This window comes from Allorhizocola rhizosphaerae, from assembly GCF_003426775.1.
Classification (GTDB): domain Bacteria; phylum Actinomycetota; class Actinomycetes; order Mycobacteriales; family Micromonosporaceae; genus Allorhizocola; species Allorhizocola rhizosphaerae.
Genome location: NZ_QJUG01000030.1, coordinates 22,403 through 34,679 on the forward strand (window position 1 = coordinate 22,403; position 12,277 = coordinate 34,679).

The 12,277-nt window shown below is 68.2% G+C and carries 12 protein-coding genes and 1 riboswitch; of the genes, 3 read left to right on the forward strand and 9 right to left on the reverse strand.

Annotated features, from left to right (window positions below; all coding sequences use genetic code 11):
* Nucleotides 1-171 precede the first annotated feature (171 nt).
* The 7 genes from DM816_RS08705 to DM816_RS08735 all read right to left on the reverse strand — a co-directional run bounded on the left by DM816_RS08705 (nucleotide 172) and on the right by DM816_RS08735 (nucleotide 7,299).
* Nucleotides 172-933 (reverse strand): ABC transporter ATP-binding protein, encoded by a 762-nt coding sequence (locus DM816_RS08705; protein ID WP_117209662.1) that lies wholly within the window; start codon nucleotides 931-933, stop codon nucleotides 172-174.
* Nucleotides 933-1,964, reverse strand: coding sequence for a FecCD family ABC transporter permease (locus DM816_RS08710; RefSeq protein WP_162907258.1), 1,032 nt, complete (start codon nucleotides 1,962-1,964; stop codon nucleotides 933-935). The genes DM816_RS08705 and DM816_RS08710 overlap by 1 nt, the downstream gene beginning before the upstream one ends.
* Complete coding sequence (locus DM816_RS08715) at nucleotides 1,961-2,710, reverse strand: ABC transporter substrate-binding protein (protein WP_425455229.1); 750 nt, start codon at nucleotides 2,708-2,710, stop codon at nucleotides 1,961-1,963. The genes DM816_RS08710 and DM816_RS08715 overlap by 4 nt, the downstream gene beginning before the upstream one ends.
* A gap of 234 nt (nucleotides 2,711-2,944) precedes the next feature.
* A riboswitch (cobalamin riboswitch) is annotated at nucleotides 2,945-3,085 on the reverse strand.
* Nucleotides 3,070-3,333, reverse strand: a complete 264-nt coding sequence (locus DM816_RS08720; RefSeq protein ID WP_162907259.1) for a DUF4229 domain-containing protein — start codon at nucleotides 3,331-3,333, stop codon at nucleotides 3,070-3,072. It overlaps the preceding riboswitch by 16 nt.
* 10 nt (nucleotides 3,334-3,343) lie before the next feature.
* Complete coding sequence (locus DM816_RS08725) at nucleotides 3,344-4,603, reverse strand: aminotransferase class V-fold PLP-dependent enzyme (protein WP_117209643.1); 1,260 nt, start codon at nucleotides 4,601-4,603, stop codon at nucleotides 3,344-3,346.
* A 21-nt stretch (nucleotides 4,604-4,624) separates the two neighbouring features.
* Nucleotides 4,625-5,365 carry a VOC family protein gene (locus DM816_RS08730; RefSeq protein WP_162907260.1) on the reverse strand — a complete coding sequence of 247 codons (741 nt, stop codon included), beginning with the start codon at nucleotides 5,363-5,365 and terminating at the stop codon, nucleotides 4,625-4,627.
* Entirely contained in the window at nucleotides 5,362-7,299 is a 1,938-nt protein-coding gene (locus DM816_RS08735; RefSeq protein ID WP_170318795.1) for a HelD family protein, read from the reverse strand. Before DM816_RS08735 ends, DM816_RS08730 begins: the two co-directional genes overlap by 4 nt.
* A gap of 167 nt (nucleotides 7,300-7,466) precedes the next feature.
* Between DM816_RS08735 and DM816_RS08740 the strand changes: the two genes are divergently transcribed.
* The 3 genes from DM816_RS08740 to DM816_RS08750 all read left to right on the forward strand — a co-directional run bounded on the left by DM816_RS08740 (nucleotide 7,467) and on the right by DM816_RS08750 (nucleotide 10,233).
* A complete protein-coding gene (locus DM816_RS08740; RefSeq protein WP_246001723.1) occupies nucleotides 7,467-8,036 on the forward strand; it encodes an ArsR/SmtB family transcription factor in 570 nt (189 codons plus the stop codon).
* 117 nt (nucleotides 8,037-8,153) lie between these two features.
* Nucleotides 8,154-9,422, forward strand: a complete 1,269-nt coding sequence (locus tag DM816_RS08745; RefSeq protein WP_117209646.1) for an MFS transporter — start codon at nucleotides 8,154-8,156, stop codon at nucleotides 9,420-9,422.
* Nucleotides 9,337-10,233: a menaquinone biosynthetic enzyme MqnA/MqnD family protein gene (locus tag DM816_RS08750; RefSeq protein WP_117209647.1), complete on the forward strand. Its 897-nt coding sequence runs from the start codon at nucleotides 9,337-9,339 to the stop codon at nucleotides 10,231-10,233. Before DM816_RS08745 ends, DM816_RS08750 begins: the two co-directional genes overlap by 86 nt.
* On the opposite strand, the gene DM816_RS08755 is transcribed toward DM816_RS08750, so the two are convergent.
* Together DM816_RS08755 and DM816_RS08760 are read right to left on the reverse strand one after the other, a co-directional pair.
* Complete coding sequence (locus DM816_RS08755; protein ID WP_117209648.1) at nucleotides 10,195-11,076, reverse strand: serine hydrolase; 882 nt, start codon at nucleotides 11,074-11,076, stop codon at nucleotides 10,195-10,197. The two genes, DM816_RS08750 and DM816_RS08755, sit on opposite strands and share 39 nt — an antisense overlap.
* Before the next feature lie 240 nt (nucleotides 11,077-11,316).
* Nucleotides 11,317-12,186 (reverse strand): serine hydrolase, encoded by an 870-nt coding sequence (locus tag DM816_RS08760; protein WP_117209664.1) that lies wholly within the window; start codon nucleotides 12,184-12,186, stop codon nucleotides 11,317-11,319.
* Between the last annotated feature and the right edge of the window lie 91 nt (nucleotides 12,187-12,277).

Genomic DNA, 12,277 nt, shown 5'->3' on the forward strand with positions numbered 1-12,277 from the left:
CTGGCCGAGTATCGCGGCCGATGTTGCGGTACTACTCCAACGGCTGGTCCGGCTGGACCGGCCTCAGCCTGTAGCAACACGAGCAACGGGTCAGGGTCAGCACGAACCCTTTCGCGCCAACCTTGACCCGTCACCGCAATGTCGCGGTGCGCTCGGGGCAGGGGCGGGTAGTTAGCGCACTGGGACGACAACGGGGCCGAAGTCGGCGTCGATGACGCGGACGTTGGCGCGGTAGTGGGAGCGCAGGAGCTCCTCTGTCAACACCGCTGAGGGTGGGCCGGATGCGGCCACGGTGCCGTCGGACATGAGCACGAGGCGGTCGGCGTATTCGCCGGCCAGCGAAAGGTCGTGCATGGTGGCCAGTACGGTCAGGCCGTGCGCGCGCCGCAGGCCGTCGACCAGTTCGAGCACCTCCTGCTGGTGCCCGATGTCCAGAGCGGACGTGGGCTCGTCGAGCAACAGTAACGGCGCCGATTGGGCGAGCGCACGCGCGAGGTAGACGCGCTGGCGCTCGCCGCCCGACAGCGTGTCGAGCCGGCGCGAGGCGAACGGTAGCAGGTCCAACGCGTGCAGCCGCTCCTCCACAATGGACAAGTCTTGCAAAGACTCGCGCCCCAGCAACGGAATGTACGGGGTCCGTCCTAACAGGACATAGTCGAAGACCCGGATCCCGGGTGGCACCACCGGTTGCTGCGCCACGCTGGCCACGATCCGCGCACGCTGCCGCCGCGAGTGCGCGCCGGTCTCCGTACCGGATAAGAGAATTGAACCCGAGTATGGCAGGAAGCCGCCAACGGCGCGCAGGAAGGTCGATTTGCCGGCGCCGTTGGGTCCGATGATGGTGACCCACTCGCCCTCGGCCACCGCCAGGTCGACCCCGCGCAGGATGGCGTTGCCGTCCAAGGAAACGTGCACGGACGTGGCGGCCAGCATCACAGCGGCACCGCCTTGCTGGTGCGCATCACGAGAATGAAGAACGGCGCCCCGAAAAACGCTGTCACCACACCGATCGGCAGCTCGCCGGGCGCGATGATGGTGCGCGCCCCCAGGTCGGCCAGGGCAAGGAAAGCACCGCCGAACAGTAGCGACAGCGGCAGGATCGTGCGATAAGACGTGCCCGCGAGCATCCGCACCATGTGCGGCACGATGATGCCGACAAACGCGATAAGCCCCGAAACCGCCACGGCCGCAGCGGTCCCGAGCGCCGCCGCCCCGAGCAGGATGAGCCGTGACCGCTGCGGGTGCAGGCCCAGCGAGGCCGCCTCCGCATCGCCGACGCTCAGGACGTCAAGCTCGCGCCGCAACGCCAGCACGACGATCGAAGCCACCGCCACGTAGGGCACGAGCTGCCACACATCCCCGTAGCCGTCCGTGGCCAGCCGCCCGAGCAGCCACGAGTACACCTCCAGGATGGTGTCCACATTCCGTTGCAGCAAATAGGTTTGGATGGCCGACAGGAAACTCGCGATGGCGACGCCGGCCAGGATCAGGTTGCGCGCGCTGCCCAGGGCGTACGCGGTCACGGCCGCGAGCAGCGCGCCCAAGAAGGCGAATACCGGCATGATGGAGTTGTCCAGCCGCAGCACGATGGCCGCAGTCGCACCGAGCCCCGCCCCGGCCGCGATGCCGATCAGATAGGGATCGGCCAGCGGGTTGCGGAACACGCCCTGGAAGCACCCGCCCGCGAGCGCCAGCATCCCGCCGACCAAAAGTCCTAAAAGGACGCGCGGGAGCCGGATCTGGGTGACGATGGCGGCCTCGCGCTCGTCGAGCCCGGATTCGAGCCCGAGCAATTCGAGCACGACGGCCGCCGGCGGCAGCGACACCGGCCCGAGCGATACGCCCAGCACCAGGGTGGCGAGCACGGACGCCACCCCTGCCGCGAGCCACCAGCGGCTCAGCCGTGCGGGCCGCACATCGTGAGGCCGTGCGGGCCGCACGTCGTGAGGCCGTGTGGGTTTCACGCTGTGGGAGCTTTGCCGACCGCGTCGATGATGGACCGCATCAGGTCGACCACGCGCGGGCCCCAGCGGGAGGCGATGTCGCTGTCAAGCGCGTAGACCTGGCCCTTGCTCACCGCGGTGACCGCCTGCCAGCCGGCCCGAGCCTTCACCTTCTCCGGGGTCTCGCCCATGATCGTGTCCGCCAGGAAGATCATGTCGGGGTTGGCCTTGATCAGCGCCTCGGCGTTGAGCTGCGGATATCCCGTGCCCGACGGGTCGGCCGGGTCGGCCACGTTGACCAGGCCCGCCATCGTGAACAGCGAGCCGATGAAGGTCTTGGATGTGGCCGTGTATCCGGAAGGATCAACCTCATAGAAGTACGTCAGCGGTTTGCTCCGCTTGGGCAGGTCCTTGACCAGCTTGTCGAGGTCATCCTTGATCTGCTTGGTGAGCGCGAGCGCCTCGCCGGCGTGGCCCGTGGCCTGCCCCAGCTCACTGATCTGCTGGTATGTGTCTTCGAGGGTCTTCGCGGCCGGGGTCAGCAGCGTCCTGATCTTGAGGTTGGCCAGCTGGCCGACGATCCCCTTCGCATCCGCGGTGAGCACGACCAGATCGGGGTTCTTCGCGGCGATCGCCTCCGCGTTCGGCGTGAAGCCGGAAAGGTCGGTCTTGGGCACGTCCGCCGGGTAGTTCGAGTACTCGTCGACGGCGATGACCTGCTTGCCCGCGCCGATCGCGTAAAGCATCTCGGTCGCCGTCGGAGACAAAGAGACGATTCTTTGTGGGTACGCGTTGGAGCTTGGCGGGTTGGCCGAAGGCTCAGTATTCGTGGTGCATCCGGCCACCGCCAGCACCGCAACCGCGGCAAGCGAAGCAAAAAGCCGCCTCTTCAATGGCGTCCCTGCGCGGCGCTCCGCGGCGCATGCCTGCCGATTCGCTCGGGACAAGCCGTCACTCATGTGTCCTCTGTCCTCCTCCAGCCCTTCACGCGCGGGCGTCATCGTTGGGAGCGACCGCGGGCAGGCGACCTGGCTCGACCCGTTTCCGTCTCAAAACGGGCCATCACAGTTGCGGGACAGCGCCGGATTCTCACCGGCTTCGCTGCTCGCGCGGTCAGGAGAACACGCTACTGGACGGGCTTGTCGTCGTCGCCCGCGAGTGCCGAACGCAACTTTTCCCGCTCCTCACGCCGCCGCTGCATGGTCTGCTCGACCCGCCCGGCCACCTCGTCGCGCATCCCGCGCAGCAGGAACCAGCTCAGCACCGCGCTCACCAGCACAGCGATCATGAGCTTGAGCAGCAGGCTCAGCGCCGAGATCGGCCACAGCCCGAGCAGCACCACGGCGAACAGCCCGAGGCGGGCGAGCGTGTACTTCAGGTAGGGACTCACATGCCCAACTCTACAGACCCCGAACGGTGTCAATGGCCTTGTCCACGTCGGCCTCCAGCGTGGCGATGCTCGCACCGAACCGCAGATATGACGGGTTGTACGGGCTGGCGCTCGCGACGACCCCCTTGTCGCGCAGCCGCACGACCAGTTCCGGCGGCTCCGAGTCGCCCACCACGCAGCACACGATGCCGGCCGAGAGGTCCGGCGACCGAGGCGTGATCAGCCGCACGCCCTTGATCCCGGCCAGCCCGTCCTTGAGCCGCCCGTTGAGCTCGTGAACGCGGGCGGCGATCCGGTCCCGCCCGATGCGCTTGTGGAAGTCGAACGTCTCGGCCAGCGCCCACTGGTGCTCGAACGCGTGGTATCCGCCAGGCGTGGACTGCGGCCTCCGCTCCGGCTGGAAGGTCGGGATGCTGGGCTGATATCGCGCCCACGCCGCCGGCGTGCCCCAGATCAGGCCCGTGCCGCGCGGGCCGAACAGCCACTTGTGGCAGCCCGAGATCAGGAAGTCGCAGCCGAGCTCGGCCGGGCCCGCGTCCTGCGCGCCGAAGCCGTGCACACTGTCCAAACACAACAGTGCGCGACCGTTCAAAAAGGACGCTATCTCGCGCACCGGAAGCTTGACCCCCGTGCCGGAGTGGACCCACGTCAGCGCCACGACCTTCGTTGCCGGGGTGAAGGCCCGCGCCAGGTTCGACACGATTTCGTCGACGCTCGTGTTGAAGGGATCCTGATACAGCCGCACCCGGTTGACCCGAACCCCGTCCCGCTCGGCGCGGAACCGCAAGGACTCGTGCGTGGCGAAGAAGTCGTGCTCACTGGTCAGGATCTCGTCACCGGGCGACAGTTTCAGCCCGTGATAGAGCAGTCCCAGCCCCATCGTGGTGGAATCGGTGAACATGATCTCATCGGTGCGGACCCCGAGATAGCCGGCCGCCCACTGATGGATCGACCGTTCCATCATGCCCTCGTTGGCGTGCAAGTATTCCACCGTGTTGGCGTCGAACCCGGCCCGGTGGCGGGCGATGGCCTCGCGCACCTGCGCGGGTGGCGCGGCGAACACGAACGCTGCCAGGTGCGCCAGCCGCTGGTCGAGCGCGAACTGCGCCCGCACACTCGTCCAATCACGAGGGTCGAGCGGCGGGGCGCTCGTCTCGACCAGCGGCGGCTGCGCCGCGCGCGGCTGGCACGACGCGACGGCGGCGAGGGCGGCGGCACTTCCCAGCAGCCCCCGCCGGCTAAGCGAGAAGGTAACCGGAACAGAGCTCACTGCCGTCCCTCCTACGGAGACTCAAGGTGAGTGATGAAGGTGCGCATGTCCCATTGTCGGGCCGATGAGGCCGAATCTGCCACCCTGCGGATCGGTGAGCACGGCCAGCCGGCCCGCGGGCGAGTCGTGCCGCCGCCGGCGTGACCCGCCCATGGCGAGCGCCTGCTCGGTCGCGACGTCGACGTCTTCGACCGCGAAGCAGACCGCCCAGCGGTTCTGTGCCGCCCGCGTCACGCCCGCCACGGCCACATCGCCGGATTCGAGCAGCGGACCGCGCGCGGACACATCCAAAACGTTGGTGTAGAAGGCTTTTGCCGCCTCGACATCGCTCGTGTAAAGCTCGGCCCAGCTGAGGCTGCCCGGCACGCCGGAGACCTCGGAACCGAGGTGTTTCTCCGGCTGCCACACCGAAAAATAGGCTCCCGCCGGGTCGGCGAACACCGCCATCCACCCGTTGTCGAAGACCTGCAACGGTCGGGCGACCACCCGGCCGCCCAGCTTCACGACCCGGTCGGCGGCGACGGTGACGTCGCGGGTGTGGAAGTAGACGGCCCAACTGGTCCGCCGCGACGATTCCGTTGCCGGGCCGAAGCCCGCCACCATGCGATCGTCCTTGAGATAGAAGCCCACGCCCTTGGCCTCGGGACCGAGCTCCTGCGCGGTCCAGCCGAACAGCGCGCCGTAGAAGCAGTGCGACCCCGCGAGGTCGGTGCTGCAAAGATCTATCCAGCTGGGCGCCCCCACTGGATACCCCTTTTTCATACCGCCATTGTGGTCGCGAATGCCTCAGGAAGGGGCTTCGTGTGCAAAACCGTCAGACTAGTGACCGCTCGGGTGAGTGCGACATACAACCGGTGCAATCCGCGCTCCTCCGCCTCGACTATGTCGGCCGGCTCGACTACCAGCACGTGGTCATACTCCAGGCCCTTCACGAGGGTCACCGGGACGACGTCGACCCGTTGATCCTCCGGCGCGAGCGCCCGAACGGACGACACAGACGCGTCCGCAACGATTACCCCGATCGAACCCTCCCGGGCGAGCAACCCGGCGACCGCACCCGCCACGTCACCCGACTCCCGTATCTCCAGGCTGCCGTCCGCCCGAAGCGAGGTCGCCGGTGGTACCTCGACATCGAGCCGCGCCAGCAACCGGTTTGCCAATTCAATGACCTTTTCTGGTACCCGGAAGCCCGTGCTGAGCGGGACGACCTGCCCCGATTCCTTGTCCAGATCGGCGAGCACGTCGCGCCAGTCCCGGGCCGCCCACGGGGTCGTGCCCTGCGCGAGATCACCGAGCACGGTGAGCGAGCCGTGGGTGCTGCGCCGCGCGAGCGCCCGCGCCTGCATGGGCGACAGGTCCTGCGCCTCGTCGATCACGATGTGGCCGAAGCTCGGCATCCGGTCCATCATCCCGGCCACCTCGTCGACGAGCACCGCGTCGGCAGCCGTCCACCTGGTCGTGGCGCGCTTGAGCAATTCGAACCCGTCGGGCGGCTCGGCCAGGAAGGCGGCCACCACCTGTTCGGGCTTGACGGCGGGCCAGCACGAGTCGAGGAACTCCGTCACCGGTTTGGCCTTGCCCATCCGGCGCAGCCACGCGTCCGACGGCGATTCGGCCCGGCGGGACTCGGCCTGCCGTTGCAGCAGACCCACGACCCTGGCCCGGAGCCGCTCGCGGCCCACGGCATAGGCGGGGCCTTCTTCCCGCACGCTGCGGATGAGGCGCTTGAGCACACCCTCGTCGATCCGCCAGCGATACGAACCGTCTGGGACCACGATGGGCGCGGTCGGCTCACCGATCCGCCCCCACAACGCGGCATGCAACGCCTCGGCGATGCGCGGATCGTGCTTGAGCGCCGCAACCCCGGGCGGGTCAACGCCTTTGACGGGCACACGGTCCAGCAGATCGTCCATTGTGGACTGTTCGACCTCGATCTCGCCCAGAGCCGGGAGCACATCGCCGATGTAGCGCAGGAACGTCCGGTTTGGACCGACGATGAGCACGCCGGATCGGCGGAGGCGTTCACGGTACTCATAAAGCAAATACGCTGCGCGATGCAGGCCGACGGCGGTCTTTCCGGTGCCGGGCGCGCCCTGCACGCAGATGGTCTCGTCGAGGTCGGCGCGCACCAGCACGTCCTGGTCGGGTTGGATCGTGGCCACGATGTCGCGCATCGGCCCGACGCGGGGCCGCTCGATCTCGGCGGTCAGGATGGCGCTGGCCGTGCCGAGCTCCTCGCCGCGATCGAGATGTTCGTCTTCGAAGCCGGTCAGCTCGCCCTTGGCGAAGCCGAACCGGCGCCGCACCGCCACGCCCTGCGGGTCGCGTGCGCTGGCCTGATAGAACCTGCGGCTCAGCCCGGCCCGCCAATCGAGTACGAGGGGCTCACCTGCGGCGTCGGTGACATGCCGCCGCCCGATGTGAAACCGCTCATGCGAATCCATCGTCAGCTTGCCGAAAAACAATGGGGTGTCAGGGTTGTCGGCCAATTCCTTGATGCGCTGCACCATCTGTCGGCCCAGTTGCTCGGCCGTGTAGGCGTCGCCTGCGACCCGGTCGCCCACGGCGAACATTGCCTCGGCACGCTCGCGCATGGCCTTGAGGGCATCCCGGGAGGTCTTGAGGTGGGCACGTTCGAGTTCCAGCGGATCGTCTTCAAGATCGGATGCGGGCACGGTGACTTCCCATCGGGTCATTCGTCTGCTCGCTTCGCGTTTCCGGGAACCGGATCGCCGTCCCCAGCGCGCGACGTCCGCTTCGGTGCTACCTCACCGCGGCCGTCAAGCGGGCATCGAGCATACGCGCCAGTGCGCGGCAGCCTCCACCGAATTACGCCGCCGCAAATATGGCCATACTTACGGGCGTGGCAGAAGAACGCGCGCGAATCAGTGACCCGGCAGTGATGCGGGCGCTGGCCCACCCGGCCCGGCTGGCGATCCTTGAGCACCTGGCGGTCAACGAGGCCGGAGCGACCGCGACCGAGTGCGCCGAGGTGGTCGGCCTGTCGCCCAGTGCGACCAGCTATCACCTGCGCGCGATGGCCAAGGCGGGGCTCATCCAGGAGGGCCCGAGCCGCGGCGACGGGCGCGAGCGCGTCTGGCAGCGCAAATTTGCCCAGTACGAGGTGTCCGGCGAGGGGAAGAACAAGGCCGACGAGCTGGCCATGGCCGAGGCGATCCTGGCGCACCAGAACGACAAACTGCGCCGGTTCCTGGCCGATGCCCGGGAGCACGGCGGCAAGTGGTACGACGTGGCGACGATGACCGACAACACGCTGGTCATGACGGCGGACGAGCTGGCCGACTTGATCGACAAGGTGCACAAACTATGCGAGCCGTATCGGCGGCGGGTGCGCAAGGATCCGCCGCCAGACGCGCGCACGGTCACCCTGCAGCTCCGCGGTGCGCCGCTGCTGCCCTTGCGCGAAAGCTGAGGCTCGCCTGCCCGGCGAGTGCCCGCTTGGGCGGGAGTTTCTGTTTGCGCGGAGAGTGCTGTTTGCACGGGCTGCGCTCGCTTGCGCGCCGCAGATGTGAAGTGAATACTTCGAAGTATGTCCTTCGCAACTCCGGCCCGGTCGAGATGGTCTGACGTCTACCTTTCGGCCTCGGTCACGCTGGTCGGCGCGACCGGGGCCTTTCTCGTGATGGTCACGCTCGTGCTCGGCCTGCAGGAGCGGGGCGCCAGCGGCCTGCAGGTGGCGACGCTGATCATCGCCGAGTCGCTGCCCATGGTCGTGCTCGGCAGGTTCATGGGCCGCCTCGTCGACCGGTTCGACAGCCGCCTGCTGCTGGTGTGTGCGGGCGTCGGACAGGTCGTGTCGTGCCAGCTGCTGGTCAACGCCGATCGGTTCGAGTGGGTCGTGGCCGGAGGGGTCGCGCTGGCCACGTTCAGCGCGGTGGCCGGGCCCACCCGGTCGGCCCTGCTGCCCGCCATGGTCACGCGCGACGACCTGCCCAAGGCCAGCGCCATCGGGCAGACCGCCAGCTCGATCGGGCTCATGGCCGGACCGGCACTGGCCGGGTTCCTGGTCGGCGCGGGAGACGTGCGCGGCACGCTGCAGATCGCATCGTTCGGCTTCGTCGCGACCATCGTGGCCGGGCTGCTGCTCAAAACGCGTCGCGGCGTGGCCTCGTCCAAGGTGGACAATGCGCCGCCCGTCGACTGGAAGCTCTCCGATGACCGCATGTTCAGGGCCGTCGTGTGGGGCATGGCGCTCATCGTGGGGGCGGTCTCGACGGTCAACGTCGTCGCGGTGTTCTTCATCCGCGGCACGCTGGGCAGCTCAGCCACGATGTATGGACTGGTCGACGCCGTGTGGACGGCCGGGATGCTGGCCGGTGCGTGGCTGTGCGCCCGCGTGCTCCGTCCTGCGACGACCGACCTGGCCGTCGTGCGCTGGATGTTCGTGAGCCTGGGCATCATCTCGGTGGTCGTCGGCGCCGTGGGCGCGGTGACGGCCGTGCTGTGGATCGTGCCGTTGTACCTCGTGGGTGGCGCGCTCAACGGCGGGCAGAACGTGATAATCGGCACGCTGTTGGGCCGGCGCGCCCCCGCCGCGGCGAGAGGGCGCGCCGCGACCGCGCTGCAATCGCGGGTCCAGGGCGGTGCGCTGCTCGGATACGTGGCGGGCGGGCTCGTGCTCGAAGTCGTCGAGCCGCGCTGGGTGTTCGTCGGGGCCGGCGTACTCGGGTTGCTGGCCGTGCTGCTGGTCGCGCCCGGTATCGTCTCAACTCATGAGACGTCCCAGAGTCGGGCACATCCAGTTCCTGAACTGCCTTCCCCTGTACTGGGGACTGATGCGGTCGGGCGCACTCATTGACGTCGAGCTATACAAGGACTCTCCGGACCGGCTCAGCTCCGCGCTCGTGCGCGGCGATCTCGACATCGGTCCGATCTCACTGGTGGAATACCTGCGCCACGCCGACGAGCTGCTGCTCCTGCCAGACCTCGCGGTCGGGTCCGACGGGCCGGTGCTGTCGGTCAACGTCGTCTCGACCCGCTCGCTGGGCGAGCTCGACGGGGCCCGCGTGGCGCTGGGCAGCACGTCGCGTACTGGTGTGCTGCTCGCGCAGCTCGTGCTGGGCGAGCGATACGGGGTCGAGCCGGAGTTCTTCACCTGCCCGCCCGATCTGACCGAGATGTTGCTGGAGGCCGACGCGGCCGTGCTGATCGGCGATGTCGCGCTGCGGGCGCTGTTCGAGGCCCCGCGGCGCGGGCTGGCCGTGACCGATTTGGGCCAGGCCTGGCGCGAGTGGACCGGGCTGCCCATGGTGTTTGCGGTGTGGGGCGTGCGGCGCGAGTTCGCGGCCGCGCATCCGGGTCTGGTCAAGGACGTGCATGAGGCGTTTCTGCGTTCGCGTGACCTGTGCCAGGCCAACCTCGACGAGGTCGCGGCGGCCGCCGCCCGGTGGGAGCCGTTCGACGCGGCGACCCTGGCCTCGTACTTCCGGGTGCTCGACTTCTCGCTCGGCAAACGCCAGATCGACGGCCTGCTCGAATTCGCCCGCCGCGTGAGCCAGTCAGGCCTCGACCCGCGGCTGTCGTCACGCTTCGACCCGGCGCCATCGCCGGGCCTCGACACGCGGCCGTCTTCAGGCTTCGAACAGCGGCTTGAGTTCTTCTCGCTGTAGCAGTTGGGCCGTGACATCGCGGCAGATGGCCTGCCCGTGGCGGTCGCCGCCGGAGTAGGAGATGGGATAGCGGGTCATCACCATCAGGCTCCACCGCGACGTGATGGCCATGCAGTTCATGTGCCGGGTCTTGGTGGCGGCGGTCGTGTCCCAGCCGTTCTTGATCGGCAGCTGTGCCGCCTGGTCCGGCGGGAATGCCTCGCGGATGCCCCACGTGCCCAGCCGCACCAGCCGCATCTCGCTGATCAACCACTCCGTCCAGTTTGGACCAGCGGCGGTCCCGTCTTGCACCTTGGCGGCCAGCCGGGCCATGTCGCGCGACGACATCTGGCACTGCCCCCACGAGCTGCCGGGCGTGAAGTCGGTCAGCCCGCACATCTCCTGCATGCGCTTGAATGACGCGGACTTGCCCAGCTCGGCGAACAATGTCGTGGCGGACGCGTTGTCGCTGTCGCGGATCATCTTGGAGATCGCGGCCTGCTTTGACGAGCTCGGGTTTTTGGTGCGCAGGTAGTCGGCGGCGATCCACACCTTGATGACCGAGCACGTGCGGCTGATCTCGTTGAACGTGGCCGAGCCGGTCATCGCGCCGTCGTTGTGGTCGATCAGCGCCCACGAGTGCCAGCCGGTCGCGTCGATGGACACCAGCTGCGAGCCGTCCAATTTGGACAGATCAAACTTGGGTGGGGCGGGCGTCGGCACGGGCGCCGGCTCCTCGATCAGAGGCTCGGTCCGCGGATCGCCCGGCGATCGCTGAAATGCCCGCCAGCCCGCACCCGCCATGAGCCCCACCCCACCAACGAACAGGCCGGCGCCACCGGCGATGAGGGTGCGCCGTTTCATCGCCCCCACGTTACCCACGCTCGCAACGGATGCAAATCCGGCTTTGCAAAGCATCATAAATCCCATATATGCCGCGATTCGCCGCGCGGCCAGTCCAATGTGGACCCGCCGGGCCCGCTCGGTCGATCATGAAGTTCTGGAAATGACGCGCTGCCGAGCATGGACGTAAGTTCATGATCGACGGGAAAAGTGGGGGCATGGTGTGGCTCCTAGCGTTTTGGGGGGAACGCCGGGGGTAGCCTAGCCCAGCAATCGATGTGCGATTTGTCGGCAGATGCCGGCGCCGTATTCCAGGCCCAGCTCATCGGGGTAGCGCATCATCACCGACATGGTCCAGTCGCCGGTCAGGGCCAGGCAGTTGAGGTGCCAGTTGCCGTCGGCGCCGATCGATGTCCAGCCGTTCTTGAGGGCGACGGACGGTGCGCTGTCGACCGGTACCCCATCGATGATTCCCCATCGACCGCCACCGCGGGTCTTCTGCTGATCCTCGGGTGCCGCGGTGCCCTGCACGTTGCGCATCTCGGACAGCAGCCATTCGGTCCAGTCGGGCCCGGCGGCCGTGCCGTCGGCCAGGCACTCGCCCAGCTTGATCGCGTCGCGCGGGGACATCTGCGTGCGGCTCCACCAGCCGTCATGGACCTCGGTGTCGACCAGGCCGCACACCGAGATCATGCGCTCGATCGAGGCGTTGCCGCCGCGCGCCTCGTAAAGGATCTGGGCGGCATCGTCGTCGGACCACCGGATGGCCTCGCTGGCCTGCTTGAGGTGGTAGTCGCTCGGTGCCCTCGCATCCCGGAGGTAGTCGGCCACCAGCCAGGCCTTGACCATCGATTCGGTGCTGCTGGTCTCGCTCATGTTGGCGCCGGTCAGCACGCCGGTGTGCCGGTCGTACATGGCCCAGCCCAGGAACTCGCCGGAGAAGTCGACGTTCACGGTCGAAGTGTGCCCGCTGACCATCTCTTGAGGCGCGGCGGATGTCGTTGGCGGGGACGCGGGGTTCTCCCAGCGCGCGACCACGGCGTGGTCGGCGGCGGCCCGAGGCACGATCACGCCGAGCCCGACCGCGACTGTGGCGGCGATGGCGAGGATCGTGGGGGTGCGGCGAGCCACGAGGGAAAGCTCCAATCGAGGGGGTCTCAAGTTCGACTGTAGGCCGGGACCGGCCGCTTGACCTGGGCCCGAATGGGTGATCGCGCTGCTG